Annotated in this window: 34 protein-coding genes and 4 tRNA genes; 20 read left to right on the top strand and 18 right to left on the bottom strand. The window is 70.6% G+C overall.

Translation table 11 applies throughout. The features are described 5' to 3' along the window. Positions 1 to 15 precede the first annotated feature (15 nt). The 4 genes from NF20_RS10345 to NF20_RS10330 form a co-directional block, all read right to left on the bottom strand. Positions 16 to 228, bottom strand: a complete 213-nt coding sequence (locus NF20_RS10345) for a hypothetical protein (RefSeq protein ID WP_132160184.1) — start codon at positions 226 to 228, stop codon at positions 16 to 18. Positions 229 to 400: 172 nt separating this feature from the next. Next, positions 401 to 475, bottom strand: a tRNA-Val gene (locus NF20_RS10340). A 16-nt stretch (positions 476 to 491) separates the two neighbouring features. Further along, positions 492 to 565: transfer RNA gene (locus NF20_RS10335), tRNA-Cys, on the bottom strand. 28 nt (positions 566 to 593) lie between these two features. Next, a tRNA-Gly gene (locus NF20_RS10330) sits at positions 594 to 666 on the bottom strand. Positions 667 to 837: 171 nt separating this feature from the next. Here NF20_RS10330 and NF20_RS10325 point away from each other — a divergent pair. From NF20_RS10325 to NF20_RS10310, 4 genes are all read left to right on the top strand, one after another. After that, a tRNA-Val gene (locus NF20_RS10325) sits at positions 838 to 909 on the top strand. A 75-nt stretch (positions 910 to 984) separates the two neighbouring features. Continuing rightward, positions 985 to 1422, top strand: a complete 438-nt coding sequence (locus NF20_RS10320) for a hypothetical protein (RefSeq protein WP_023897163.1) — start codon at positions 985 to 987, stop codon at positions 1420 to 1422. 20 nt (positions 1423 to 1442) lie between these two features. Next, complete coding sequence (locus NF20_RS10315) at positions 1443 to 1736, top strand: hypothetical protein (protein WP_023897165.1); 294 nt, start codon at positions 1443 to 1445, stop codon at positions 1734 to 1736. 88 nt (positions 1737 to 1824) lie between these two features. Next, the gene (locus tag NF20_RS10310) at positions 1825 to 2661 is read left to right on the top strand and encodes an enoyl-CoA hydratase/isomerase family protein (protein WP_023897167.1); all 837 of its coding nucleotides are present in this window, start codon (positions 1825 to 1827) and stop codon (positions 2659 to 2661) included. 5 nt (positions 2662 to 2666) lie between these two features. Here NF20_RS10310 and NF20_RS10305 read toward each other — a convergent pair whose 3' ends face one another. Together NF20_RS10305 and NF20_RS10300 are read right to left on the bottom strand one after the other, a co-directional pair. Then, positions 2667 to 4214, bottom strand: coding sequence for a long-chain-fatty-acid--CoA ligase (locus NF20_RS10305; protein WP_033717271.1), 1548 nt, complete (start codon positions 4212 to 4214; stop codon positions 2667 to 2669). Positions 4215 to 4299: 85 nt separating this feature from the next. Next, positions 4300 to 4899, bottom strand: a complete 600-nt coding sequence (locus NF20_RS10300) for a hypothetical protein (protein ID WP_255343278.1) — start codon at positions 4897 to 4899, stop codon at positions 4300 to 4302. A gap of 183 nt (positions 4900 to 5082) precedes the next feature. Between NF20_RS10300 and NF20_RS10295 the strand changes: the two genes are divergently transcribed. The 3 genes from NF20_RS10295 to NF20_RS10285 all read left to right on the top strand — a co-directional run bounded on the left by NF20_RS10295 (position 5083) and on the right by NF20_RS10285 (position 7699). After that, entirely contained in the window at positions 5083 to 5883 is an 801-nt protein-coding gene (locus NF20_RS10295) for an SDR family NAD(P)-dependent oxidoreductase (protein ID WP_179944063.1), read from the top strand. Between the two features lie 35 nt (positions 5884 to 5918). Next, a complete protein-coding gene (locus NF20_RS10290) occupies positions 5919 to 6860 on the top strand; it encodes a catalase family peroxidase (RefSeq protein ID WP_009977829.1) in 942 nt (313 codons plus the stop codon). A gap of 68 nt (positions 6861 to 6928) precedes the next feature. Beyond that, entirely contained in the window at positions 6929 to 7699 is a 771-nt protein-coding gene (locus tag NF20_RS10285) for a sulfite exporter TauE/SafE family protein (protein ID WP_033712762.1), read from the top strand. 42 nt (positions 7700 to 7741) lie between these two features. On the opposite strand, the gene NF20_RS10280 is transcribed toward NF20_RS10285, so the two are convergent. Beyond that, positions 7742 to 8179 (bottom strand): anti-sigma factor antagonist, encoded by a 438-nt coding sequence (locus NF20_RS10280; RefSeq protein WP_033712732.1) that lies wholly within the window; start codon positions 8177 to 8179, stop codon positions 7742 to 7744. Positions 8180 to 8333: 154 nt separating this feature from the next. Here NF20_RS10280 and NF20_RS10275 point away from each other — a divergent pair, with 154 nt between their 5' ends. Continuing rightward, a complete protein-coding gene (locus NF20_RS10275; RefSeq protein ID WP_003875325.1) occupies positions 8334 to 8951 on the top strand; it encodes a TetR/AcrR family transcriptional regulator in 618 nt (205 codons plus the stop codon). On the opposite strand, the gene NF20_RS10270 is transcribed toward NF20_RS10275, so the two are convergent. Then, complete coding sequence (locus NF20_RS10270; RefSeq protein WP_003875326.1) at positions 8952 to 9617, bottom strand: DedA family protein; 666 nt, start codon at positions 9615 to 9617, stop codon at positions 8952 to 8954. Further along, positions 9614 to 10420 carry an SGNH/GDSL hydrolase family protein gene (locus NF20_RS10265; protein WP_033712733.1) on the bottom strand — a complete coding sequence of 269 codons (807 nt, stop codon included), beginning with the start codon at positions 10418 to 10420 and terminating at the stop codon, positions 9614 to 9616. Before NF20_RS10265 ends, NF20_RS10270 begins: the two co-directional genes overlap by 4 nt. 50 nt (positions 10421 to 10470) lie before the next feature. Here NF20_RS10265 and NF20_RS10260 point away from each other — a divergent pair, with 50 nt between their 5' ends. After that, positions 10471 to 11286: an IclR family transcriptional regulator gene (locus NF20_RS10260; RefSeq protein WP_033712734.1), complete on the top strand. Its 816-nt coding sequence runs from the start codon at positions 10471 to 10473 to the stop codon at positions 11284 to 11286. Here the strand turns inward: NF20_RS10260 and NF20_RS10255 are convergent. Genes NF20_RS10255 through NF20_RS10235 form a run of 5 tightly spaced genes read right to left on the bottom strand, consistent with a single transcriptional unit; the run spans position 11283 to position 14898 of the window. Then, positions 11283 to 12005, bottom strand: a complete 723-nt coding sequence (locus NF20_RS10255) for a class II aldolase/adducin family protein (protein WP_033712735.1) — start codon at positions 12003 to 12005, stop codon at positions 11283 to 11285. The two genes, NF20_RS10260 and NF20_RS10255, sit on opposite strands and share 4 nt — an antisense overlap. Next, positions 12002 to 12796: a 3-(cis-5,6-dihydroxycyclohexa-1,3-dien-1-yl)propanoate dehydrogenase gene (hcaB, locus tag NF20_RS10250; RefSeq protein ID WP_033712736.1), complete on the bottom strand. Its 795-nt coding sequence runs from the start codon at positions 12794 to 12796 to the stop codon at positions 12002 to 12004. Before hcaB ends, NF20_RS10255 begins: the two co-directional genes overlap by 4 nt. Beyond that, entirely contained in the window at positions 12780 to 13031 is a 252-nt protein-coding gene (locus NF20_RS10245) for a hypothetical protein (RefSeq protein ID WP_033712737.1), read from the bottom strand. Before NF20_RS10245 ends, hcaB begins: the two co-directional genes overlap by 17 nt. Continuing rightward, on the bottom strand, positions 13028 to 13552 hold the full coding sequence (locus NF20_RS10240) for a 3-phenylpropionate/cinnamic acid dioxygenase subunit beta (RefSeq protein ID WP_033712738.1): 525 nt from the start codon (positions 13550 to 13552) through the stop codon (positions 13028 to 13030). Before NF20_RS10240 ends, NF20_RS10245 begins: the two co-directional genes overlap by 4 nt. Continuing rightward, the gene (locus NF20_RS10235; RefSeq protein ID WP_011725508.1) at positions 13537 to 14898 is read right to left on the bottom strand and encodes an aromatic-ring-hydroxylating dioxygenase subunit alpha; all 1362 of its coding nucleotides are present in this window, start codon (positions 14896 to 14898) and stop codon (positions 13537 to 13539) included. Before NF20_RS10235 ends, NF20_RS10240 begins: the two co-directional genes overlap by 16 nt. Positions 14899 to 15168: 270 nt before the next feature. On the opposite strand from NF20_RS10235, the gene NF20_RS10230 reads away from it, so the two are divergent. The 5 genes from NF20_RS10230 to NF20_RS10210 all read left to right on the top strand — a co-directional run bounded on the left by NF20_RS10230 (position 15169) and on the right by NF20_RS10210 (position 19233). Next, on the top strand, positions 15169 to 16140 hold the full coding sequence (locus tag NF20_RS10230) for a Rieske 2Fe-2S domain-containing protein (RefSeq protein WP_011725507.1): 972 nt from the start codon (positions 15169 to 15171) through the stop codon (positions 16138 to 16140). Further along, positions 16137 to 16622: a hemerythrin domain-containing protein gene (locus NF20_RS10225; protein WP_033712739.1), complete on the top strand. Its 486-nt coding sequence runs from the start codon at positions 16137 to 16139 to the stop codon at positions 16620 to 16622. Before NF20_RS10230 ends, NF20_RS10225 begins: the two co-directional genes overlap by 4 nt. 67 nt (positions 16623 to 16689) lie before the next feature. After that, positions 16690 to 17454, top strand: coding sequence for a protocatechuate 3,4-dioxygenase subunit beta (gene pcaH, locus NF20_RS10220; protein WP_033712740.1), 765 nt, complete (start codon positions 16690 to 16692; stop codon positions 17452 to 17454). Continuing rightward, positions 17447 to 18010 carry a protocatechuate 3,4-dioxygenase subunit alpha gene (gene pcaG / locus NF20_RS10215; RefSeq protein ID WP_050593731.1) on the top strand — a complete coding sequence of 188 codons (564 nt, stop codon included), beginning with the start codon at positions 17447 to 17449 and terminating at the stop codon, positions 18008 to 18010. Before pcaH ends, pcaG begins: the two co-directional genes overlap by 8 nt. After that, a complete protein-coding gene (locus NF20_RS10210) occupies positions 18007 to 19233 on the top strand; it encodes a lyase family protein (RefSeq protein WP_033712743.1) in 1227 nt (408 codons plus the stop codon). The genes pcaG and NF20_RS10210 overlap by 4 nt, the downstream gene beginning before the upstream one ends. 13 nt (positions 19234 to 19246) lie before the next feature. Here the strand turns inward: NF20_RS10210 and NF20_RS10205 are convergent, their stop codons facing one another. The 3 genes from NF20_RS10205 to NF20_RS10195 all read right to left on the bottom strand — a co-directional run bounded on the left by NF20_RS10205 (position 19247) and on the right by NF20_RS10195 (position 20875). Beyond that, positions 19247 to 19510 carry a hypothetical protein gene (locus NF20_RS10205; RefSeq protein ID WP_010949706.1) on the bottom strand — a complete coding sequence of 88 codons (264 nt, stop codon included), beginning with the start codon at positions 19508 to 19510 and terminating at the stop codon, positions 19247 to 19249. Positions 19511 to 19693: 183 nt separating this feature from the next. Next, positions 19694 to 19906, bottom strand: coding sequence for a hypothetical protein (locus NF20_RS10200; protein ID WP_003878561.1), 213 nt, complete (start codon positions 19904 to 19906; stop codon positions 19694 to 19696). Between the two features lie 123 nt (positions 19907 to 20029). Then, complete coding sequence (locus tag NF20_RS10195) at positions 20030 to 20875, bottom strand: class I SAM-dependent methyltransferase (RefSeq protein ID WP_033712744.1); 846 nt, start codon at positions 20873 to 20875, stop codon at positions 20030 to 20032. A gap of 56 nt (positions 20876 to 20931) precedes the next feature. On the opposite strand from NF20_RS10195, the gene fdxA reads away from it, so the two are divergent. Genes fdxA through NF20_RS10170 form a run of 5 tightly spaced genes read left to right on the top strand, consistent with a single transcriptional unit; the run spans position 20932 to position 23761 of the window. Beyond that, the gene (fdxA, locus tag NF20_RS10190; protein WP_003875342.1) at positions 20932 to 21288 is read left to right on the top strand and encodes a ferredoxin; all 357 of its coding nucleotides are present in this window, start codon (positions 20932 to 20934) and stop codon (positions 21286 to 21288) included. A 12-nt stretch (positions 21289 to 21300) separates the two neighbouring features. After that, entirely contained in the window at positions 21301 to 21999 is a 699-nt protein-coding gene (locus tag NF20_RS10185) for a helix-turn-helix transcriptional regulator (protein WP_033712745.1), read from the top strand. Then, on the top strand, positions 21996 to 22421 hold the full coding sequence (locus tag NF20_RS10180; protein ID WP_023869562.1) for a hypothetical protein: 426 nt from the start codon (positions 21996 to 21998) through the stop codon (positions 22419 to 22421). Before NF20_RS10185 ends, NF20_RS10180 begins: the two co-directional genes overlap by 4 nt. A gap of 47 nt (positions 22422 to 22468) precedes the next feature. After that, positions 22469 to 22813 (top strand): cupin domain-containing protein, encoded by a 345-nt coding sequence (locus NF20_RS10175; RefSeq protein ID WP_003875345.1) that lies wholly within the window; start codon positions 22469 to 22471, stop codon positions 22811 to 22813. A gap of 6 nt (positions 22814 to 22819) precedes the next feature. Further along, positions 22820 to 23761, top strand: a complete 942-nt coding sequence (locus tag NF20_RS10170; protein WP_009977806.1) for an NAD(P)H-dependent flavin oxidoreductase — start codon at positions 22820 to 22822, stop codon at positions 23759 to 23761. Between the two features lie 96 nt (positions 23762 to 23857). Here NF20_RS10170 and NF20_RS10165 read toward each other — a convergent pair whose 3' ends face one another. Then, positions 23858 to 24358, bottom strand: a complete 501-nt coding sequence (locus tag NF20_RS10165; RefSeq protein ID WP_023861179.1) for a DUF1990 family protein — start codon at positions 24356 to 24358, stop codon at positions 23858 to 23860. 57 nt (positions 24359 to 24415) lie between these two features. Between NF20_RS10165 and NF20_RS10160 the strand changes: the two genes are divergently transcribed. Next, a complete protein-coding gene (locus NF20_RS10160; RefSeq protein WP_011725501.1) occupies positions 24416 to 25294 on the top strand; it encodes an aldo/keto reductase in 879 nt (292 codons plus the stop codon). Positions 25295 to 25328: the final 34 nt, after the last annotated feature.

The raw sequence follows: 25328 nt of genomic DNA, 5'->3' as shown, positions 1-25328 counted from the left end.
GCCCAGACGCGGTGGTCACAGGTCACCTTGGACGGCGAGGGCCAGGCGGTTCACCAGCGCGGTGGTGTAGGCCAGCCGCTTCGCCAGGTCCTCCACGCGGCGCTGGCGTGGCCCGGTCAGGTGATCGGCGGCGTCGAGCGCCACTGTCTCAGCGCGCAGCAGCTTCGCTCGGCAGGCATAGAGGCAGGTCAAGGCGGTTTGTCCCGGCAGTGGTGTGGTGGTCGTCATGCGGGTGACGGCCACTCCGTGGCGGCGAAATACCAAGGGAAGCAAAGGAAATCGTACATATGCGCTGATATGGACATGTGCCTGGAAGGGCAACATATGTTGCCTATTCGCACGTAGTTGGCACGGGGCTTATATAGCTCGGCTAGGTACAGCTGTTAACCTGCATAAACTCTGGTGCGCGATACTGGGATTGAACCAGTGACCTCTTCCGTGTCAGGGAAGCGCTCTCCCGCTGAGCTAATCGCGCCGGGGAAACCAAAAGCTGGAGGTGGAGACGGGAATCGAACCCGTGTGCACGGCTTTGCAGGCCGTTGCCTCACCACTCGGCCACTCCACCGTTGGGGTCCACGCCACTTGCACCTTCGAGCGGATGACGGGATTCGAACCCGCGACCCTCACCTTGGCAAGGTGATGCGCTACCAACTGCGCTACATCCGCGCGCCACGGACGAGATCGTCGCCCGGTGCGAAGCACGACGATAGTCGACGTGAGCGGGCACATACAAATTTCTTGGTACGAGCCGTGTCTAGGCTATCGTGTCGTCCCGCCGAAGCCGATGCGGCCGGTATCGTCGGGTCTGGCTCGTGCTAGTGTTCGACGTCGTTCGCCGGTCCCGTGGCTCAGTGGGAGAGCGTCCGCTTCACACGCGGAAGGTCGCTGGTTCGATCCCAGCCGGGACCACCGTCATCAAGGCCGTTTGGCCACCGGCGCGGCCGACTATTGCCTGATCGCGCCCGCTGGGCCACCATAAATGGCGTGAGTAAGGTAACCCTAACTACCGAGCTGCCGATCCCGGTGGAAACCGCGTCGGCGCTGGCCCGCAAGCCCGAGATGATGCGCCACGTGCTCAGCCCGGTGCTGCAGATCTACCGCCTCGACGTCCCCGAGCGCATCGAGGTCGGCACCCAGGGATCAGCGCGATTCTGGTTGTTCGGAGTGATCCCCGCCTGGACGCATCACCTCACCATCAAGCGGCTCGACCCCACCGAGATCTACACCAACGAGCACGGCGGACCCGTCCGCACCTGGAACCACCGCCTGACCTTCGAGCCCATCGACGAGGGCAGCTGCCGCTACACCGACGAGATCGAAACCGACGACGGCCTGCGCGGCCTGCCGACCCGCGCCTTCGCCCGGGTCATGTTCCGCCACCGGCACCGGCGGTGGCGCAGGCTCGCGCGGATCCTGCACTGACAGCGAGAGGACGGTGAACCATGGCCGGCAATCAAGAAGGCATCGGCATGCTGAAACTCGAATGCCCGCAACACCATCCCGTCGGCAGGATCCTCAAGGACGCCCCGCATCAGGCCGTCCAGTTCGACCCCGGCGCCCAGGTGGGGCCGCGCCGGTTCTGGCCCGACGAAGACGAGCAGCCGAACTTCACCACCCGCTGCCGGTTCTGCGACCAGCCGGTGGGTGAGGCCACCGCCACCCTGCAGGCCCAACTCGCCGAGGTGGTCGCCGACGCCGCCGCCACAGCCGCGACGACCGCCCTGCCGTATGTGTAGCCGCCGGCCCCCGCAGATACTGTAAGAGCTACCGTAGCGGCGTTGCGGCGCGACGCATCCGCGGCGGCGCCGACCCGAAAGGAGCCCCGTGGCGCAGAACCCCACACCGCCCGACACCCCCCGTCCGCCCGAAGGCGATTGGCTGGGCACGCCGTACCTGCGCTTCGAGCGCTACGGACCCATCGCGCTGTGCACCATCGACCGGCCCCAGGCGCGCAATGCGCTGAGCCCGGCGATGTACTTCGGAATCCGTTACGCCGTCGGACGTCTCAACGAGGAACCGGATCTGGCCGGGCTGGTGCTCACCGGAACCGGCGACGTCTTCGCGCCCGGTGGCGACATGGGCGGCGGGGGAGGCGAGGACAATTGGATCACCTTCGGCTCCGCGCTGGGCATGGACGTCACCCCGTTCGACGCGGTGCGCACCTCGGCCAAGCCGATCGTCTCCGCGGTCAACGGGCTGTGCCAGGGCGGCGGATTCCAGATCGCGCTGTGTAGCGACCTGTCGGTGGTCAGCGATCGCGCGACCTTCCGGGTGCCCGAGTTGTTCCGCGGCTACGCCGACACCTACTACAGCCAGATGCTGGCCCGGGTCATCGGGCCGGTGCGCACCCGCGACCTGATGTTCACCGGCCGGGTGCTCACCGCCGTCGAAGCGCTCGACTGGGGCCTGGTCACCCGGGTGGTGCCGCACGAGAACCTGCTGGACGCGGCCAAAGACCTACTGGCGCAATGCTGCCGGACCGCGCCGCGCGCCCGCGGCGTCATCAAGTCCAGCCTGGACAACTACCTGGGCCTGTACGACCGCATCGGCATGACCGCCAGCCTGTCCGACGACGAGGCCATCGAGGGCTTCCGCGCGTTCAAACAACGCCGCTCACCGGACTGGGTGCACCCGGATCTGCGGGTCGACGGACGGCTGTAGCAGGCTCACACCCGCATGTCCCGGTCGCGCCAAAACGGTTTCCGCAGCTGCGTTTTCAGAATCTTGCCGCTGGCGTTGCGGGGCAGCTCCGCCACGAAATCCACCGTGCGCGGGCATTTGAACCCGGCCAGGTGCCGGCGACAGAACTCGATGACGTCGGCGGCATCGACGTCACCGTCGGCCACCACGATCGCCTTGACCGATTCGCCCCAGAAGTCGTCGGGCACCCCGATCACCGCTGCGTCGACGACGGCGGGGTGCTCGATGAGCACGCTCTCCACCTCGGGGCCGTACACGTTCTCGCCGCCGGTGATGATCATGTCCTTCAACCGGTCTTCGATGTACACGTAGCCGTCGGCGTCCAGACGTCCCACATCCCCGGTGCGCACCCAGCCATCGGCGGTGATCGTCTCGGCCGTCGCTTCGGCACGGTTGAGGTATCCGCTCATGTTCTGGTTGCTGCGCACCCACACCTCGCCGGACCGCCCGGCCGGCAACTCGGCGCCGCTGCCCGGGTCGACGATGCGAATCTCGCAGCCCTGCACCGCTTTTCCGGCCGAGAGCTGCAGCTGGGGGCGCGCCGCATCGCGGTGATCGTCGTCGGACAGCGCGGTGACCGCACCGCACAACTCGGTCTGCCCGTACACCTGGACGAATTTGGTGCCCGGCCACGTCGACAGCGCCCGGTGCAGCAGCGGCAGCGGCATCGGCGCCGCCCCGTACACGATGTAGCGCAGACCGGCGATGCTGGCGCGCGCCGCCTCGCCCGCGTCCAGGAACCGGGCGATCACCGGCGGGACGAAGAACGCGTGGGTGGCGCCGGCGCGCACCGCCCCGATCAGCGCCGCCGCGTCGGGCTCGCGGGTCATGATGGTCGGCGCCCCGGCCCGGATCCCGAACAGCGCGTAGCCGATTCCGCCGACGTGAAACAGCGGCATCGCAACAAGATTCGCGTCCCCGTCGCCGAACGGGAACGCAGGCGCCAGGTTCGCCGCGTGATTGACCAGCGCGCGCTGGCTCAGCAGCACGCCCTTGGGCCGCCCGGTGGTGCCGGAGCTGTAGATCACCAACGCCGTCTCGTCGGTGTCTACGCCCGCATCGCTCGGCGCCGGTTCGGCTGCGGCGAGCAGGGATTCGTACTCGTCACCGACCTCGATGATGCGTTCCAGGCTCGGCACCCGACGGGCGGCCGCCTCGGCCGCCGGACGCAGCTCGGCGCCGACCACCAGCACGCGGGCGCCGCTGTCGGCCAGCACGTGCACCAGCTCGTCGCCGATCACCCGCCAATTGACCACCGTGGTCACCGCGCCGACGGACGCGCCGCCGATGAGCACCTCCAGGCAGGCGGGGTGATTCTTGTCCAGGAACGCCACGCACTGGCCGCGCTCGATGCCGGCGCCGCGCAGCGCCCCCGCCGCGCGCCGGATCCGCGAGCTCCACTCCGCCCAGGACCACTGCCGTTCGCCGTAGCGGATGGCGATCGCGTCGGGCCGGCGCTGCGCGTGCCGTTCCACGATTCCGGCGAGCGTCTCCCTGGTCTCGGCTGCTGGCATGAACCCCTCCGCGTTCGGTTTGTCCCCGTTCTTCCTACGCGGTCGGGCGCGGGCCCGCGACGGCGGCCCCGGCGAGCGCCGGCCGCTATTGCAAAGACGCGATCATCGCCGCACCCTCGCCGGCGGCCTGGGTGGTCGCGCTGCTGTCCTGCCGGAAGTCGACGAACGCCGAGCGGCCGGTCGAGGTGTTGAGAAGCTCGGTGAAGGTGCCGATCACTGGGATCGAGCCCTGCGGATGCACCACCGTGGCCGTGTAATTGAGCGAGGCTTGCTGCTGAAAGTTGGGGCCTTGCAGCGGCGTGGTCTCCGGCGGGCCCAGCCGGTTCACATCGGTCAGGACGGCCGAGGCGCCGCCGGTGTACTGGTCGATGTCGGCCTGCAGCAGCGCGGCGGCGTCGGTGCCGGCCCCGGGTTTGACCGTGATCCGCAGCTGCGCGGTGGTGTCGGAGTTGTTCAGCGCCACCCAGTTCGGGCCGCGGTTGCCCAGCGTCCAGCCGGGCGCGGGGGTGACCGAGACGCCCTGGGCGATGGCGATCGCCTCGCCGGAAACCAGCGCCACCCTGGGCGCGCCGGGAGGCGCGGCGCCGGCCCAGACGACGGCCACGGCCAGGGCGGCGAGGCCGGCGGTAGCGAGCCGCCGTCCGCCGGGGCGCGACGGGGCGCGGGGAGGTCGAGTCGATGACATCGTTGTTCCTAACTCGCTCGGGCGGTGCGGGTTTCACCGATGGCCTCATCGTGCCCCGCCCGGGCCTCGATGTCCAAGGACGCTCGATAGGGCGCCGCCGCTGGTCGGGTAAACCTCAGTGCGCCAACGTATTTCAGCAGAAACCAGCCATCGGCAACCCCGGGACCGGCGCGGTGTGCCACCATGACGGGCATGGTGAACCCCGACCGTGCCCGTTCCCGCACCTTCGTCGTGACCGGCGCCGCCTCCGGCATCGGCCTGGCCACCGCGCGGCGGCTGCTGGCCGAGGGCGGCACCGTGGTCGGCGCCGACCTGGCCGACCCGCCCGGCGGCCTGGGCCCCCGGTTCACCTTCGTGCCCGCCGACGTGACCGACGAATCCGCCGTCGCCGCCGTACTGGCCGCCGTGCCGGGCCGCCTCGACGGCGTCTTTCACGCCGCCGGTGTCGCTGGGGGAGGCCCGGTGCACCTGCTGGACCGCTCCGAATGGGACCGGGTGATCGGGGTCAACCTCACCGGCACCTTCCTGGTGGCAAAGGCGGCCCTGGCGCGGATGATCGACCAATCCCGCGTCGACGGCGAGCGCGGCTCGCTCGTCACGGTCGCCAGCGTCGAGGGCCTGGAGGGCACCGCCGGCGGCAGCTCCTACAACGCGGCCAAGGGCGGTGTTGTGCTGCTGACCAAGAACATCGCGCTCGACTACGGGCCCAGCGGGATCCGCGCCAACGTCATCTGCCCCGGCTTCATCGAAACGCCCATGGCGCACAACGTGTTCAGCATTCCCGGTATGGAGGCGCCGCTGGCCTCGATCACCAGGGAGCACGCCCTGCAGCGGCTGGGGCGGCCCGAAGAGATCGCCGCGATGGCCGCCTTCCTGCTGTCCACCGACGCCTCGTTCGTCAGCGGCCAGGCCATCGCCGTCGACGGCGGCTACACCGCCGGCCGCGATCACGGCGTGGTGGAACTGTTCGGCTTTCCCAGCTGATACCAATTGGATTCAATTACCACTAAGATCCGTCCATGAGCGGTGGATTAACTCCCGACCAGGCGATCGAGGCGATCCGGGGGACCGGGGGAGCCCAGCCCGGCTGCCGCGCACTGCACGCCAAGGGCACGCTGTACCGCGGCACGTTCACCGCCACCCGGGATGCGGTGATGCTTTCGGCCGCACCGCATCTCGACGGCTCGACGGTCCCGGCGCTGATCCGCTTCTCCAACGGATCGGGCAACCCGAAGCAACGCGACGGCGCGCCCGGAGTGCGCGGGATGGCGGTCAAGTTCACCCTGCCGGACGGCTCCACCACCGACGTCTCGGCGCAGACCGCGCGGCTGTTCGTCTCCAGCACCCCGGAGGGGTTCATCGATCTGCTCAAGGCGATGCGGCCCGGCCTGACCACGCCGCTGCGGTTGGCCACCCACCTGCTCACCCATCCGCGGCTGCTCGGGGCGCTGCCCCTGCTGCGGGAGGCCAACCGGATCCCGGCGAGCTACGCCACCACCGAGTACCACGGCCTGCACGCCTTCCGCTGGATCGCCGCCGACGGCAGCGCGAGATTCGTTCGCTACCACCTGGTTCCGACCGCGGCCGAGGAATACCTGTCGGCCTCCGACGCCCGCGGCAAGGACCCGGACTTTCTCACCGACGAGCTGGCGGCGCGACTGCAGGACGGGCCGGTGCGGTTCGACTTCCGGGTGCAGATCGCCGGGCCCACGGACTCGACGGTGGACCCCTCGTCGGCCTGGCAGAGCACGCAGATCGTCACCGTCGGTACCGTGACGATCACCGGCCCCGACACCGAACGCGAGCACGGCGGCGACATCGTCGTCTTCGACCCGATGCGCGTCACCGACGGCATCGAGCCCTCCGACGATCCGGTGCTGCGGTTCCGGACCCTGGTGTACTCGGCGTCGGTCAAGTTGCGGACCGGGGTGGATCGCGGCGCGCAAGCCCCGCCGGTGTGACCCCGGCCCCTTGGTCTGCGCCGAAATCGGCGGCAGGCTAAGGTTTTTCTCCGGTGTCGCCATTTCAGATGTTCGTCATATGCCTGGCCGGGCTGGCCGCCGGTGCGATCAACGCGCTGGTCGGGTCCGGCACCCTGATCACCTTCCCGACGCTGGTGGCGCTCGGCTATCCGCCGGTGACGGCCACCATGTCCAACGCCACCGGCCTGGTCGCCGGCAGCGTCTCGGGCACCTGGGGCTATCGCGCCGAGCTGCGCGGTCAGTGGGACCGGCTGCGCTGGCAGCTGCCGGCCTCGCTGGCCGGCGCCGGGCTGGGCGCCTATCTGCTGCTGCATCTGCCGGAGAAGGTGTTCGCCCAGATCGTGCCGGTGCTGCTGGTGGCCGCGCTGGTCCTGGTGGTGACCGGGCCGCGGATCCAGGCGTGGACGGCCCGGCGCGCCGAGCTGGCGGGCCGCTCACCCGAACACGTGCCACCCGGACGGATGGCGACGCTGGTGTTCGGCACCTTCGCCGTCGGCGTCTACGGCGGCTATTTCACTGCCGCTCAGGGCATTTTGCTGGTCGGCCTGATGGGGGCACTGCTGCCCGAATCGGTGCAGCGGATGAACGCCGCCAAGAATCTGCTGGCCCTGGTGGTGAATGTGGTTGCGGCGGTTGCCTATACGTCGGTGGCGTTCGGCCGGATCAGCTGGGCGGCGGCCGGGCTGATCGCGGCGGGCTCGCTGGTCGGCGGGCTGCTCGGCGCCCGGTACGGGCGCCGGCTGTCCGGCGGCGCGCTGCGGGCCATCATCGTGGTGGTGGGGCTGATCGGGCTCTACCGACTGCTCGCGGTGGCATGACGAAACAGCCGCTGCAGCAAAGGTTTTGGTGCTACCCGGTGCTCACCAGCGGTCGGCGCCGGACAGCGCGGAGTCGACCGTGGGGTAGATCGGCAGGATGTCCGACAGCCCGCACGCGTCGATGATGCGGGCGACGATCGGCTCGCAGCTCACCAGCCGCAGGTCGATGCCGCGCTGTCGGCAGCGTTTCGCCTCGTCGGTGAGCACGGCGAACGCGCAGCACCCCATGAACTCCAGGCCGGTGACGTCGACCACGAACGGCCCAGGGGTGGTGACGACGTCGGCGGCCTCGCTGACCAGGTGGCGCCAGGTGTCCTCGTTGCACGCGTCGATCTCGCCGCCCGCATAGATCAGCACCGCGGAGCCGCTGCGCGCGGTCGTCGCCCGCAGTGTGCTGTTGGGGTCGCCCAGTTCGTAGACGAGTTTGGTGCTCAGCGTCAGGTGCGTGGCGGACATCGGTTCCACAATGACTGAATTCATGATGGACCCCCTAATCGACAGGCGCGGGAGCGCCTCGAATGGATGCCCGTCCTTCTGTCTGAAGACAGACCGTTCGCCTAGGCGAATTTCTTTTGTATAACGAGACAGGGCGGTCTGTCTACGGATCCTGACCTAAGAGTACGGTAAGGCTCGTATGACAACTCCGGATGCCGGATCGTCCGGCGCCTCGGCACGTGAACGCGTCCTGACCGCGGCATATGAGCTGTTCAGCCGGCGTGGGATCCGCGCGGTGGGCACCGACGAAGTGATCGCCCGGGCCGGTGTCGCCCGGGCGACGCTGTACCGCCATTTCGCGACGAAGAACGACCTGGTGCTGGCCGTGCTGCAGCGTCGCGAGGAGCTGTGGACGTACGGGCTGATCGAGGAGCAGTCCCGGCTGCGCGGCGCCACGCCCGAGGAGCAGCTGCTGGCGATCTTCGACGTGATGGACGAGTGGTTCCGGCAGGGCGACCGGTACGAGGGCTGCTCGTTCATCAACGTGCTGCTCGAGCTTGGCCCGGAGCATCCGGCCGGGAAGGCCTGCATCGCCCACATCGACCGCGTCCGCGACATCGTGCGCCGCCGCGCGGTGGCGGCGGGTTTGACCGACGTCGAGGACTTCGCGTCGTCCTGGCACATCCTGATGAAGGGCGCCATCGTGCTGGCCGCCGTCGGCGACCTCGACGCCGCGCGGCGCGCCCGCCGGATGGCCCGCACCCTGATCGAGGAACACCGGCCGCCGCTGGTGTCCGACACCGGCGAGGCGGTGTAGTCAGACCGGGTCGGTCGCGGTGTTGCCGGTCTTGCGGTAATGCTCGGCCTCCAGCTCGGCGATCGCCCGGGAGGTGCGCTCCCGCAACAGGATTGCCGCCGTCAGCCCGGCCACCACGGCGACCACCAGCCCGATCCAGGAGAACCGCTCCAGCCAGCGCTCGGCGGCCACCCCGGCGAAATAGACCAGCGCGGTGGTGCCGCCCGCCCAGCAGATGGCGCCGGAGACGTTGGCCGTCAGGAACCGCGGGTAGTGCATCTTCAGCGCGCCGGCCAGCGGCCCGGCCAGGATCCGCAGCAGCGCGATGAAGCGGCCCAGGAAGACGGCCCGCGCGCCCCACCGGTTGAACAACTTCTCGGCCAGCGCGACGTGTCCGGGACCGAAGTGTTTGGGAAACCGCCGGCCGAGCCGCTCGAACAGCGGCATGCCGAACCGCCGCCCCACCGCGTAGCCGATCGAATCGCCGATCACCGCCCCGATCACCGCGGCGACGCCGACACCGAGCGGATTGACGGCCAGGTCGTGATGCGACGACATCAGCGCCGCGGTGACCAGCACGATCTCGCCGGGCAGCGGAATGCCCAGGCTCTCGATCCCGACCACGCCGCCGACCACCAGATAAACCGCGAGCGGCGGGATCGAGTGCAGCAAGGGCTCCACGTTCATGCGTCAAGGATGCCTGATGCGCTGCCCACACCCTGCAGCCGCGGACGTTTGGGTTCGCGCCCGTCGTACGACGAGAGGCCGCGCAGCCGCCGCCAGACCCACGGGACGAAGCTGTCCTGCGTCCAGCGCCACTGCTCGTAGGCGCCGGCCGCGACCGAACGCCGGGCCCGCTGCTGCCCGCCCAGGGCCCAATCATGGCTGCTTTCAGGCAGATTCAGCGCCTCGGCGGCCGCGGCCGCGAACAAGATGTGCCCCTTGGTCGAGGCGTGCACCCGGTCGACGGCCCAGGTGTCCAACTCCCGCATCGACGGTGCGCTGTACAAGTCGACCAGCCGGAACCCGTGCCGGTTCGCGGCCGCCCGGATGACCGCATTGATCCGGGTCAGCCGCCCGGCTACCAGCCGGCCCAGCGGCAGGAACTGCGCGACGTTCGGAAAGGTCGTCGTCACCACCGTCGCGCCGGATCCGGCCAGCGCGGCGTAGATGTGGTCCAGGTCGGTCAGGGCCGGGCCGAACGAGCGCCCGGGCTGGATGACATCGTTCATGCCGGCGCACACCGTGATCAGGTCCGGCCGCATCGCCAGGGCCGCCGGGACCTGCTCGGCCAGCACGTGGCCGATCCGTTTGCCGCGGATCGCGAGGTTGGCGTATTGCAGCCCGGGAAACGCCGAATCGAGCATCGCGGCGAGGCGGTCGGCGAATCCGAGCAGGCCCGTGCTGTCGTCGCCGTCCCACAGGCCCTCGGTCTGGCTGTCGCCGATGGCGACGTAACGGCGGTATCCAGGGTGAATGGCCCCGCTCACGAAGCCGAGAATAACGCGAAGCCGGGCCGCCGACTGGTTACCGTGGAGCCATGCCAGCCAAGCGTGCGCGAGTCGCCGGGCCAGCCGCGGCCGCGCCGGCCGCCGATGCGCTTGCGCCGCAGTATCCGATCGAATCGGTCGACAACGCGCTCAAGCTGTTGCTGCTGCTGGGCGAGCAACCCGAGATCCGGTTGAGCGAGGCCACCCGCTATCTGGGTGTGGCGTCCTCGACGGCGCACCGGCTGCTGGCGATGCTGGCCTACCGCGGATTCGTCCGGCAGGACCCGGTGTCCAAGGCGTATCTGCCCGGCCCGTCGCTGACCGGGGTGGCGTTCGCCATCTTCGGCCGCCTCGACATCGCGCGATCGGCCGCGCCCATCATGCGCGCGCTCAGCGAGCAGCTGCGCGAGACGGTGCACGTCGGCATGCTCGACGGGGCCAGCGTGCGGTTCGTCGCCGCCGTCGAGGGCCCGGCCGCGGTGCGCGTGGCCTCCCGGCTGGGCCGCGCCTTGCCGGCGCATTGCACCTCGACGGGCAAGGTGATGCTGGCGCAGTTATCCGCGGCCGAACTGCGGGCGCTGCTGCCGCGCGAGCGGCTCAAGCGCATCACCGCGCATTCCATCGGCAGCCGCGCCGCGCTGGAGGCCGAGCTGGCCGGGATCCGCGAGCGCGGCTACGCCACCAACCGGGAGGAGAGCGAGGAGGGTGTCGCGTCGGTCGCCGTGCCGATCCCCACCCGCGCGCCCGGGCTGCGGCTGGCCCTGAACGCCGCCGCCCCGCAGAACCGGCTGGACGCCGCCCGCTACCCCGCGGTGGCCGCCGCACTTGTGGCCGCCGCCAAGGAGATCGGCGATCAGCTCGGCTAGCCTCCGATCCGCGCCACCTCGTGCCGCCAGGCCGCCTCGGCGGTGAACGCCGGACCCAGGTCCGGCAGGTCGTCCCAGTCGGCGTCGTCGATGTCGCGCAGCGTGCCGCCGGCCGCGCGCACCCGCAACGACATCCGGGCCAGCGCGTCGACGCTGATCGCCTGCAGCACCGCCTGGGGCACGGTGGCGGCGGCGCTGGTGATGCCGTGCCCGCGGCAGATCACCACCGGCCGGCCGCGCATCGCCGCCACCATATCCCGGGCCAGCCGCGAATCGCGGATCAGCACGGCGCGTTCGTACACCGGCACGCCGCCGCGGGCCAGCCAGGCGCCGGGAATGTCGTGGGCGCCGTAGATCGGCCGCAGGCTGATGCCGGCCAGGTCGGCGGCGACCACGGCCGCTGGGTGCAGGTGCGCGACGGCGGTGTGCCGCGGGTCGGCCAGCATGGTCTCGACGTGGATCGGCAGTTCGTTCGGCACCCGGTAGCCGTCGAGTTCACCTGGGGCGCCCGCGGTTCCGTCGAACCGGACCAGCCGGATGTCGCCGGGCCGGGTGAACGCCACCCCGTCGTCGGTGTCGCTGCGGCAGCGCACCAGCAGGCGCTCGTCGTCGATCCGCAGGCTCACATGCCCGAGGATGCCGTCGACCAGGCCGCGGGCCGCCGCCACCCGGCAGCCCTGCGCCACCAGGGCGCGCTGCTCGTCCAGCCGGCCGCTCACCGCGGCGTCCCCAGCCCGAATCCGCCGTCGGGCCTTACGGTTTCGCCGGTGATGCCGCGGGACCGGTCGGAGGCCAGGAACACGAAACTCCAGGCATGGTCGGCGCCGGACAGCGCGACCCGCAGGGGAGTGCGGGCGGCCACCTCGGCCGCCCGGTCCGGGGCGTCGTCCAGGCGGGTGCCCTGCAGCCCCAGGCTGGCCAGGCCGCGCAGGTCGGTGCCCAGCGTGCCGCCCGGGGCCACGCCGTTGACCCGGATCCCCGGCGCCAGCTCGTGCGCCAACGCCGAAACCAGCCCGCGCACCGCGAATTTCGACGACACGTAGAGCACCCCGCCGCGGCCCGGATAGAACGACGATGCGGACTCGGTGAGCACGATCGAGGAGGCACCGGCGGCCCGCAGCGCGGGCAGCGCCGCCTTGACCGACTGCAGGTGGCTCAGCACGTTGGTGCGAAACATCTCGTCGAACGCGTCGGCGAGCGCGCCCGCGTCGATGTCGCCCACCCCGCGGTAGAAGTCGAACACCCCGACGCAGTTGACCAGGGTGTCCAGCCCGCCGAAGGTGTCCACCGCGAGCGCCACGGCCCGTTCGTTGGCCTCGCGGGTGGTGGCGTCGCCCTCGGCGACGGCCACCTCGGGCAGCTGCCGGCGCAGCCGGTCGCACTTGTCGCTATCGCGTTCCAGCGCAGCGACTTTCGCGCCCTCGGCGGCGAAGGCGTCGACGACGGCGCGCCCGATTCCCGACCCCGCGCCGACGACGAGGGCGCGCTTGCCGTCAAGCCAGCCGGTCATCGCCGTCCTCCGGTTCGTCGGGCAGCAGCGGCGCCTGGCCGTTGCCCACCATGGCGGCCAGCGTGCGGGGGTTCTGCCAGGTCAGCGCCTCGACCTCCAGCGGGTCCAGGGTGATCGAGCGCCCGGTCTTGGGGGCGCTGATCAGCAGCCGCGACCCGTTGCGAGTCTCGACCCGCTGCACCCGCACCTCGGTGAATTCGTTGCCGAGGATGATGGGTTCGCCGACGGGATTCACAAAAACACCGCCAGGTTCTGCATCCGCAGCACCGACTCGTCGACGAAGATGCTGCGGCGGGCCAACTTCCAGCGATCCTCAGACCAGCGCAGCACGTCCTCGCGGCCGCAGGACACCAGGGCGCTCTCGTTGACGTCGCCGCGGCTGCGGAACAGCAGCTCGGCGGACTCGACCAGCAGGTGCCGGTCGTCCTCGACGAAGGTGCGCACGTTGGTGACGAAATGCCGCAGCCGCGACGGCGGATCCTCGGTCCAGGCGTGCTCGGTGGCGAACCGCGCGACCCGCTGGCTCAGCGAGTACTTGTCCTCGTCGAAATGCGCCATCCCCGGGCTGGTGTCGAACCCCGCGCCGCGCGCGGTGGTCACCCGCACCGGCATGACGTAGCGGACGTCGTCGGTCAGCGTGTCCAACCACGCCTGGTAGTGCTGGGCGTCGAGCAGGTAGGCCTCGTCCACCAGGAACTGGTGCGCCTGCAGGTGCCGAGCATCGTCAAAGGGCAGGCAGGTCAACGATTTTCGCATGCGTCGCCTTCCTGCAGATAGTCGGCCCACATGGCCAGCAGCGCCCGCTGGTTGTGCTCGTTGTAGCCGACCTGCGCGCGTCCGGGGCCGTGGAAAGCGCTGGGCGCCAGCGCCTCGACGACCGGGCGGCCGTCGTCGTACAGGCCCATCCGGCTGTTCAGCAGCAGCCGCCGCGCCATCGACCCGCCCGCGGTGGTGGTCAGCGACACCCAGTTCTCCACATCGTCCTGCTCGAACATGCCGGTGGACCCGAAGCACATCAGATACGCCTTGTACGAATCCTGTTTGTAGTGCGCGGGAGCCGCGGAGTCCACCGCGAACCACGAACACACCTCGGTCTCGTTCTCGCTGATCGGCTGCCACAACCGGATCGAGATGAACGGCAGCGTCTCGTCGTCGCGCCCGTCGCGCACCTTGGGCCAGTTGTGCACGAAACTCAGATTGGGAAAGCAGGTCGCCGCCGAGACCATGAACCCGTCCTCGCCGACCACCCGCTGCTGCCGCGGCGTCCACACCTGTTTGATCCGCCCGATCATCTCGTCGGGGTAGCCGACGTAGCGCATCCGCTCCTCGAAGCCGCCCGGCGGAAGCTTGTAGGTGGTGCCGCCGCCGCGGTGCGCCCAATAGGTAGCGCCGTCCTTGCGCTTCTGGGCCTTCGGCTCGCGGAACAGCCCGATATCGACGATCGAGGCGTGGGTGTGCGGGGTGTGGTACATGTCGCCGGCGAAATTCTCCGCCCCGATCTTCCAGTTCGCCCGGATCCGCCAGCGCTGCGGCCCGCGCAGCTCCACGCCGCCCGCGCTTTGGCGGGTGTAGTAGTCCAGGTAGAACCGGAAGTCGCCGAGAAAATCCTGCAGCGGTGGTGCGGCCGGATCCAGGCTGATGAACAGCAGCCCGTTGTAGCCGGCGAAATTCGGTGCGGGCAAAAGGGTTTGGTCCTTGACGAACCCGTCGTCGCCGCCGTAGGCCTCCCGGTGGAACGGCAACCCGGTGAGCCGGCCGTCGTTGCGGTAGGTCCAGCCGTGATACGGGCAGCGGAAATTGGAGGCGTTGCCCAGCTCCGCGCGGCACACCTGCATCCCGCGGTGCAGGCACATGTTGAACAGGGCCCGCACCCGGCCGTCGGATCCGCGGGTGATGATGAACGAATCGTCGAGCACCCGGCGCACCATGTAGTCGCCGTCGTGCGGAATCTCGGACTCGTGCCCCACGAACGTCCACGCCCGGGCGAACAGTCGCCGCTTCTCCAGCGCGAACAGTTCGGGGTCGTTGTAGATGTGCGCGGGGATCATCCCGCGGCGCACGTTCTCGAGCACCCCGAGCAATCCGCCGTCCGGCCCCGCCATCGCTGCCTCTGTTCTACAGAAATACTTTCCGCTCAGTAGAATCCCGCAGTCGGTAGCGCTGGTCAATCTCCGGGCCCGCGCGTCACCAGGTTTCCGCCAGAATGCTTGGTGCTAATTCACAGGTTGCACGCAATCGAAAGCCGCAACGCCGCAGTTACGGTTGTTCACGTCAGCCATCCCGCGCATGTGAGCGCGGCGCGTTAAGGGGTATCCGTTCGGTTCGGCGTGATGATCGCCGTCTGCCTGCCGGCGTGAGAAAGGACTGGTGTCATGGTGGGTCGACCACGAGCGGGTCGATTGCAGAAGGTCGGATCGAAGGTGGTGGCGGCGATCGGCCGCCAGGAGTGGATGGACCGGCCGAGCTACCGGTTCGAACACCTGCTCAGCTTCGCCTACAACGGGCTGGGCAGCGCCCGCAACACCGTCACCAACGCGCTCAACGGGGTCTGGCTCGGTCACCCGGTGCACCCGCCGCTGGCGTCGCTGACCAGCGGCGCGCTCGGCACCACGGTGGCGCTGGACGCGCTGAGCGTGCTGCCCGGGCAACCCGCCTCCGAGGTCGTCGACGCCTCCCGGTTCGCCACCCGCGCGCTCGGGGTGGGCATCCTGGCCAGCCTGGGTTCGGCCGTCACCGGCGTCACCGACTGGCAGCACACCCACGAGGAGGACCGCCGGGTCGGCGCTGTGCACGGCCTGCTCAACGTGGCCGCCACCGCGCTGTACGTGCAGTCGTGGTTCGACCGGCGCCGGGGCCGGCACGGACGCGGCATCCTGCTCACCGCGCTGGGCTACGGCATCACGGTGGCCGGCAGCTATCTGGGCGGGGCGCTGGTCTTCGAGTCCGGCATCGGCATCGACCAGTCCGGCCCGCGGCTGCGCACCTCGGCCTGGACGCCGGTGCTGCCGGCCAGTTCGCTCAACGGCAAACCGGTGCGCGTCGAGGTCGACGGCGTCGGCCTGGTCGTCTGCCAGACCAAGCCGGGCGAGGTCGCCGCGTACGGGGAGTTCTGTCCGCACCTGGCCGCCCCGATGGCCGACGGCTGGCTGGACCGGGGCCGGTTGGTCTGCCCCTGGCACGGCTCGTGGTTCGCGGCCGAGTCCGGCGAGGTGGTGCGCGGGCCGGCGGCGGCGCCGCTGCCGTGCTACCAGGCCCGAGTGGTCGACGGAGTGGTCGAGGTCCGCGGCGAGCAGCAGCCCGCTCCCGGCGGCGCGGTCGGAATCGCAAAAGGAGGAGCCAGTTGAACGCCTACGACGTCTTGAAGGAACACCACATCGTGATCAAGGGCCTCGGCCGCAAGATCAGCGATGCGCCGGTGAATTCCGAAGAGCGCCATGCCCTTTTCGACGACCTGCTGATCGAGCTCGACATCCACTTCCGCATCGAGGACGACCTGTACTACCCGGCCCTCAAGGAGGCCAGCAAGCTGATCGCCGTCGCCCATGCCGAGCATCGCCAGGTCGTCGACCAGCTTTCGGTGCTGCTGCGCACCCCGCAGAGCGCGCCGAACTACGAGGACGAATGGAACTCCTTCAAGACGGTGCTCGAGGCGCACGCCGACGAGGAGGAACGCGACATGATCCCGGCCCCGCCGCAGGTGCACATCACCGACGCGGAGCTCGAGGAGCTGGGCAACAAGATGGCCGCCAAGATGGAGCAGTACCGCGGCTCGGCGCTGTACAAGATGCGCACCAAGGGACGCGCGGCGCTGGTGCGTTCGCTCTGAGGCCGACGGTCGACCACACCGCCCGCCTGCCGGGTTCGGCGACGGATCGGGAGTAGCCTCACGGCTCATGGACCCCGAGTGTGTCGCTTCTCAGGGCGACATCACCGCGGAGATCGCCCGCATCGCAGCGCAATACCGCGCCGACGACGGGGGCGCCGGCCAGCCGCTGCTGGACTATCCGCCGTACCGGGCCACCATCCTGCGCCACCCCAAGCAACCGCTCGTCGCGGTCGATCCCGAGGCGGCCGAGCTGTGGGCGCCGTGCTTCGGCCGCGACGACGTCGACCCGCTGGACGCCGACCTGACCGCCGGCCATCGCGGCGAGCCGATCGGGGAGCGGGTCGTCGTCGCCGGGCGGGTCGTCGACGAGGCCGGCCGGCCGGTGCCCGGTCAGCTGGTCGAGATCTGGCAGGCCAACGCCGCCGGCCGCTACCGCCACCAGCGCGACCGCCACCCCGCCCCGCTGGACCCCAACTTCACCGGCGCCGGGCGCTGTTTGACCGGGCCGGACGGCTGGTATCGCTTCCTGACCATCAAGCCCGGCCCCTACCCGTGGCGCAACCACCACAACGCCTGGCGGCCCGCCCACATCCATTTCTCGGTCTTCGGAACCGCCTTCACTCAGCGGCTGATCACCCAGATGTATTTTCCCGGCGACCCGATGTTCGAGCTGGATCCGATCTTTCAGTCCATCCTGGACCCCGCGGCGCGCCGGCGGCTGATCGCCCACTACGACCACGACCTCACCCAGCCGGAATACGCCACCGGATACCGGTGGGACATCGTGCTGGCCGGCGGCGGGCGAACCCCGACCGGGGCCGGGAATGACTGAAACAGCCTGCACGCCAGGGCAAACCGTCGGCCCCTTTTTGGACCTGGGATTGCCGTATCCCGGCGACGCCCGGTTGGTCGACGACGGCGATCCGCGGGCCGTCCGGCTGCACGGCACGGTGTACGACGGCGTCGGCGCGGCCGTTCCCGACGCGCTGGTGGAGCTGTGGCAGCCCGACGGCGCGGGACGCATTGTGCGCCAAGCCGGTTCGCTGCGCCGCGATCCCGCGGTGTTCACCGGATGGGGCCGGTGCGCGACCGGCGAGGACGGGGGATACGGGTTCACCACGCTCGCGCCGGGATCGGTGATCGACGGCCGCACGCCGTTCTTCGCGCTCACCGTGTTCGCCCGCGGGCTGCTGAACCGGCTGTTCACCCGCGCCTACCTGCCCGGCGCGGGACCGGACACCGATTCGCTGCTGGCCCATGTCGCCCCCGAGCGCCGCACCACGCTGCTGTGCGTCGCCGAAAACGGCGGCCGCGCTTACCGATTCGATATCCGCCTGCAGGGACCTGGCGAGACGGTGTTCCTGGCCTACCGGACGGACGAGCGATGACCAACCTGTTGTGGCCGGGGGACCACCGCGCCGGTGAGCACATGACCGACGCCGCGCTGCTGGATGCGATGGTGGCGGTGGAATCGGCGTGGCTGGCCGCGCTGACGGGCGCCGGACTGGCACCGGCCGACTGCGCGGCGGCCGACCTGCGGAACCTGGTGGCGGACAACGACTCCGAGACGCTAGCGGTCGGCGCCGAGGACGGCGGCAACCCCGTCATCGGGCTGGTGCGCTTGCTGCGGGAGCGCGCCGACCCGGCCGTCGCGCCGTGGATTCACCGCGGGCTCACCAGCCAGGACGTGCTGGACACCGCCCTGATGCTGGGCGTGCGCGCGCTCGCCGACGACCTGATCGCCGAACTGCGAGAGCAGATCCGGGTGCTGTCCGCGCTGACCGACCGGCACCGGGCCACCCCCATGGTGGCCCGCACCCTCACCCAGCACGCCGCCCCCACCACCTTCGGCGCCAAGGCCGCCGGCTGGCTGAACGGGGTCATCGACGCCTTCGACAACGTGATAGCCCTGGTCACCCCGGTCCAAATCGGCGGCGCTGCAGGAACATTGGCCGCCAGCACCGAACTCGCGGCGCTGCGCACCGGCACCGCCGACCCGGCGGCGGTCTCCGTCGAGCTCGCTCGCGGCACGGCGGCCGCGCTGGGCCTGGCGCCGCGGCCCCCCTGGCACACCGCCCGCGCACCGATCACCGCGGCCGCCGACGCCCTCGTCGGCTGCACCGACAGCTGGGGCCGTATCGCCGCGGACGTCGTCACCCTGGCCCGCCCGGAGATCGGCGAACTCGGTGAGCCGCCGACCGCCACCCGCGGCGGCTCGTCGTCGATGCCGCACAAGCGAAACCCGGTGTTGTCCATCCTGATTCGCCGGGCGGGGATCGCGGGCCCGCCGCTGGCCGCGACGCTGCACACCGCCGCCGCGCTGGCCGGCGACGAACGCCCGGACGGCGCCTGGCATGCCGAGTGGGACACGCTGCGCACCCTGGGCCGGCGCACCGCCGTGGCCGCATCCCAGTGCACGGAACTGCTGGGCGGGCTGAGCGTGCACGCCGCGCGGATGGCCGAAAACCTCGCAGCCGCAGACGTTTTGGGTGAACAGCGAGCGATCGCCGAGCTGGCCGGCGGCGCACCGTCACCGACCTACTTCGGCGCCGTCGACCGGGTGATCGACGAGACGCTGCGCCGCGCCGCGCGGGTGCGTCCCGAGCGGTGAGCGATCGGGCGTCTCAGTCGGCCACCGCGATCTCGATGGACAGGCACTCGCCCAGGGCGTGCGCGGCCGCCCAGTCGCCGCCGCGCACCGCGCGTTCGAGTTCGTCGACCAGCGGGCTGTCGGCGCCCAGATCGGCCAGCCACGCCGACACCGTCGCCGTGATCTGGTGGGCGGGCACCCGGGCGACATGCCCGCGGTGCAGTCGGTCGGTCAGCTGGTAGATGGTGGCCGTCGGCCTGCGCTGCGGCCAATGAACCATCCATTTCGGTGAATTCATCGTCCCCTCCCCGCTAGCCTCAACGACTCATTCGACTCCGGCGGCACGTCCAGCTCTCGAGCACAATAGTACGTGTGTACCATTGCGCCGGTCGTTGTTTTGACCGTGAAATATCCCGATTTTTTCCGCTCTTCGGTCATCGTGATCGCCCACCTGGTTCTCCCGTCGCGACGAGCGGGCCGATCAGTGCCGCGCCAACGAGGCACGGCCCGCTCGGGCCATGATGCGTTGCAACACGTTGTGCGACAGGTCGCCGTCGTTGGCCACCCGCGCCAGGCCCCGCCGCCGCAAGAACATGTCGAGCCGGCGATCGGGCGACCAATCCGCGTACGTCGAGCCGAGGTAGTGCGACTGCAGGAAATCCGACGCCAACGCATCGAGGTCGGACTCCGTCATTGGACTGGCCCCCATAACCGGCATGCTCCTTTGTTCTCCGCGACCGCCGCAGCCAAGTTACGTCAGGGGGCGTCACTAATCCGTCACGCCGCGATTGCGGAAAGGGCCCAAAGTCGGCCGCGGTCAGCCGGTCTGCGACGCCGTCGGCTTGTGGGCGACGATCGCGACGGCGGCCAGTTGCCTGCGATGTTTGCGGAACGTGCGGCGCATGGTCAGCACCCGCTTGCGGGCGTCGCGGTGCACCAGCACGTTGCGGGCGAACCGCAGCGCCCCGAACAACCCCTCGTCGGAGACCAGCCGGCGCGGCTGCAGCAGCGCCATCGGCGCGGTCGCGACGTGATCGACCACCAATCCGTGCTCGGCCAGCAGCGCCGACCACTCCGCAACGGTCAACGGACGGGCGTTCACCTTGATGGCCCGGGCCAGCGCCCGGCGGATGTCGGTGCTGACCTCCTCGGAGACGGTGTCCGGCGTCAGCGCGAGTTCGTGGATGGCGTAGCGGCCGCCCGGGCGCAGCACGCGCGCCGCCTCGGCGACGATCGCCCGCTTGGCCGCATCGCCCTGCATGGTCAGCATCGCCTCGCCGATGACGACATCGCCGCTGGCGTCGGGCAATCCGGTGTCGGCCGCGTCGGCGACCCGCACGGCGGCGTTGTGCGCACCGAGATCGCCTAGCACGCCGCGCACCACGTTGGCTGCATCGGGGTCGGCCTCGGCGCCCACGTAGGAGCGCGGCGCCCGGGCCACGATCTCGGTGGCGGTGCGGCCCAGGCCCGGCGCCAGCTCGACGACGTCGGCGCCGGGCAGTTGCGCGTGGGACAGCAGGGTGCGGGTCAGCTCGACACCGCCGGGCCGCAGTACCCGTTTGCCGAGCCGCGCCAGCAGCCAATGCCCGGCCACCGCCTCGTCGGCGCGGTGCGACCCGGGGAGCGGAGGTTCGGAACCTGTGCGAAGTTCGTTGGCGGCCATGGATTCTCCGACGGTGAGCCTAGTTTTTACAAGATTGATTGTGTAAACTCTAGCGCATGACCTACGTGATCGGGAAGCCATGCATCGATGTGATGGACCGCGCTTGCGTCGACGAGTGTCCGGTGGATTGCATTTACGAGGGCGGCCGGGCGCTCTACATTCATCCCGACGAGTGCGTCGACTGCGGCGCGTGCGAGCCGGTGTGTCCGGTGGAGGCGATTTACTACGAAGATGACCTGCCCGAGGACCTCAAACCGCACCTGGCCGACAATGAAGCGTTCTTCGCCGAACCGCTGCCGGGCCGCGACGCGCCCCTGGGATCCCCGGGCGGGGCGGCGAAGCTGGGCCCGCTCGGCGTCGACACCCCGCTGGTGGCAAGCCAGCCCAGTGCCGCCCATTCGGACGGCTCCTGACCGACGAGGAGCGTGGGGGACCCGTTGACCAAGTCACGGAAGTTGCTGGCCACCTCGGCCGGGGAATCGGCCGGCCGCCGCCGCGCGGTGCTGCGGTTGCTGCGCGCCTCGCCCGAGCCGATGAGCATCGCCGGGATCGCCGACGTGCTGGGCGTGCACCCCAACACGGTGCGCTTCCATCTGGACAGCCTGGTCGCCGACGGCCAGGTCGAGCACGTCGAGCTAGACCGCAAGGGGCCCGGCCGCCCACCGCTGATGTTCCGGGCGGTGCGGCAGATGGACCGCGGCGGGACGCGGCACTACCGGCTGCTGGCCGAAATCCTGGCGAAGGCCTTCGCCGCCGAAACCGATCCCGCGCCCAAGGCGCTGGCCGCCGGCCGGGCCTGGGGGCAGCAGCTGGACGCCGAACGGCTGCCGCGGGACGCGGCCGGCGCCGAGCAGGCCATCGCCCAGCTGGTCGACGTGCTCGACGAGCTCGGCTTCGCACCCGAGCGCCGGGTGATCGACGGAGAGCAGCAGGTCGGCCTGCGGCACTGCCCGTTCCTGGAATTGGCCGAGAACTCCTCGAATGTGGTGTGCCCGGTGCATCTGGGCCTGATGCAGGGGGCCATGGAAAGCTGGGGCGCGCCGGTCTCGGTGGACCGGCTCGACCCGTTCGTCGAGCCGGACCTGTGTCTGGCTCACCTGACGCTGCAAGGGGCGGGCAGATGAGCACCGGAACCGCGATCGCCGTCGCGCTCACCTTCGTCTGGCTCGGCATGGTGCTGGCCATCTCGTTCCTGGAGGCGCCGCTGAAGTTCCGGGCGCCCAACGTGACCCTGCAGATCGGGCTGGGCATCGGACGTTTGGTCTTTCGCGCGCTCAACACCGTCGAGGTGGTCTTCGCCCTCGTCATCGGCGCGATCGTGGTGGCCGGCCCCACCCGGGCGGGCGTCGCGGTGGCCATCGGCGTGGCCGTCGCCGCCCTGGCCGTCCAGCTGGTGGCGGTCCGGCCCGCCCTGACCCGCCGGTCCGACCGGGTGCTGGCCGGGGCGGACGGACCCCGCTCCCGGGCCCACTATGGCTACGTCGCGCTGGAGGCGGTCAAGGTGGTCGCGCTGATCGCGGCGGGGATACTGCTACTGAGCGGTTGACGGCCAACCCTCAAGGCGAAGGCCTTGCGACTTCGAAGGACCCGATCATGGATTCCGTCTCGTTGACCGACCTTGCGGCCGAAAAGCTGGCCGAGGCAAAACAATCGCACAGCGGGCGTGCCGCGCACACCATCCACGGCGGGCACACCCACGAGCTGCGGCAAACCGTGCTCGCGCTGCTGGCCGACCACGACCTGTCCGAACACGACAGCCCGGGCGAGGCCACGCTGCAGGTGCTGCAGGGTCACGTGCGGCTGACCACCGGCGGCGACGCCTGGGAGGGCAGGGCCGGCGAGTATGTCGCCATCCCGGCCGAACGGCATGCCCTGCACGCGGTGGAGGACTCGGTGGTCCTGCTGACCGTGCTGAAAACCATCCCGTCGGCGCACTAGCCGGCCATGTTGTCCACACCGTGGTCCGCGGGTTTCGGCCTGCGGGTACCCATCGTCAACGCCCCGATGGGCGGGGTCGCCGGCGGCCGGCTGGCCGCGGCGGTCACCGCCGCCGGTGGCCTGGGCATGGTCGGGATGGGCAGCGTGGCCACCCGGCGGCTGCTGGCCGAGCAGTTGCAATACGTCGACGGCCGGTTCGGGATCGGGTTGGTCGACTGGGTGATGCGCAACGAGGCGGGACTGCTCGAGGACGCGCTGGCCGCCCGGCCCGCCCTGCTGTCGGTCAGTTTCGGCACCGACTGGTCCTGGGTCGCCAAGGCGCACGACGCCGGAATCCCCACCGTCACACAGGTTTACGACAGCCTCGGCGCGCGGCAGGCGGTCGACGCCGGCGTCGACATCCTGGTGGCGCGCGGCTCGGAGGGCGGCGGGCACGGCGAGGTCAAGCTGGGGCTGCTGCCGCTGCTCGACGCCGTGCTGGACGCCGTCTCGGTGCCGGTGCTGGCCGGCGGCGGCGTCGCCTCGGCGCGCAGCCTGGCCGCGGTGCTGGCCGCCGGCGCCAGCGGGGCGTGGGTGGGCACCCGGCTGTCGGCCTGCCCGGAGGCGCTGACCGCCGACGGCAACCGGCGGGCCCTGGTCGAGGCCGCCGAGACCGACACCGCCGTCACCCGGGCCTTCGACGTCGCCAAGGGGTTGCCCTGGCCGGCCCGGTTCCCGTCCCGGGTGCTGGCCAACGACTTCGTCGAGCGGTGGACCGGCCGGGAGGAAACGCTGGACGCCGGGGCCTGCGAGGAGTTGGCCGCCGCGATCGCCGCCGGGGACTGCCGGGTCGCGCCGGTGGATGCCGGCCAGGGGGTGGGGATGATCCGCAATGACGCGACGGTCGCGGAGGTCATCGACGAAATGTGCAGTGGCGCAGAGCAATTGCTGTCCCGCTGGGGCTCGTGACCCTCGGCGGCGATCGCCGCCTCCGTTGTCACGCTGGCGTGACGCTCAGCGGCGGTCGCCACGCTGGCGTGACCCTCGGCGACGAAACCGCGGTGGCTACACCGCGCGCAGGTAGCGCCGGGCGATGACGCGCTGACCGACCCGCAGCACCGGCCCGCCGGCCCTGGCCCACCAGGTCGCGGGCCGGGAGAACGCCGTCACCTCCGCGTACACCGCGGACGTGGCCGGGTCGTGGCGGACCACGAAGCGTTCCTCGCCGGACTCCGGATGGCCCGGCAGCGTGCCATAGCCGAAGCCGCGGATGTCGGGTTCGTCGACGACGTAGACGACGCGGCAGGGGGCGGGCACAAACCCCAGCCGCACCACCACCACGGCGTCGACGACGGCCACCTCGGAGCTGGCCTGCACCCGCAGCCCCGAGCCGCGCTGCATGCCCCAGCGCAGCACCGCCCCGGCGGCCTGCTCGAAACGCGCTGCACCCGTACCGATTTGGCGCTCGACGTGTTGATGGTGATATCCGGCGGGCAGGTCGCCGGAGGCCGTCGCCCCCACCTCGGAATAGGTCAGCGGAAGTTCCTCGAGCGCTCGTAGGTCCACCCGGCCAGCTTGCCACGCCGGGGCGCGCGGCGAGGTTCGGCGGGTACGGTCGGAGGGGTGAGCGCGCCACAGACTATTGCCCAGGCATCCGGAACGTTGACCCTCGGCGGCGACCTGACCGTCAACCGCCTCGGCTTCGGGGCGATGCGGTTGACCGGCGCGGGGGTGTGGGGCCCGCCCGCGGACCGCGACGAGTGCGTCCGGGTGTTGCGGCGGGCCGTCGAACTCGGGGTGAACTTCATCGACACCGCCGACTCCTACGGCCCGTACGTGTCCGAGGAGATCATCCGCGAGGCGCTGCACCCGTACGACGGCCTGGTGATCGCGACCAAGGCGGGGCTGCTGCGCACCGGCCCCGACATCTGGATCCCGTTGGGCAACCCCAGTTATCTGCGCCAGGAATGCGAGATGAGCCTGCGCCGGCTGGGCACCGACACCATCGACCTGTTCCAGCTGCACCGCATCGACCCCAACTTCCCGCTGCAGGATCAGGTGGGCGAGCTGCTCACCCTGAAAAACGAGGGCAAGATCCGCCACATCGGGCTGTCGGAGATCACGCCCGATCAGCTCGCCGCGGCCCAGCAGATCACCGAGATCGTGTCGGTGCAGAACATGTACAACGTGACGGCCCGGCGCGCCGAGCCGCTGCTGGACGCCGCGACCCGGCAGGGCATCGCCTTCATCCCGTGGTTCCCGTTGGCGGCCGGGCCGCTGGCCGCGCCCGACGGCCCGCTGCAGCGCATCGCCGCCGAGCACGACGCGACGCCGTCGCAGCTGGCGTTGGCCTGGTTGCTGAAACGCTCGCCGGTGATGCTGCCCATTCCGGGGACCTCCAAGGTGGCGCACCTGGAGGAGAACGTGGCCGCCGCCCGGATCACGCTGTCCGACGAGGAATTCGAGGCGCTGTCGACGGCCGGGACCCAGCAGACGGTGTAGCCGGCGCGCGAAACCGCGCCCGCCGGGCAATACG

Origin of the sequence: Mycobacterium sp. MAC_080597_8934 (genome assembly GCF_000523975.1) — a bacterium.
In the GTDB taxonomy this organism is placed as follows: domain Bacteria; phylum Actinomycetota; class Actinomycetes; order Mycobacteriales; family Mycobacteriaceae; genus Mycobacterium; species Mycobacterium avium.
The sequence above is the reverse complement of the archived record's forward strand: the minus strand, read 5'-3'. Positions and strand labels throughout refer to the sequence as shown.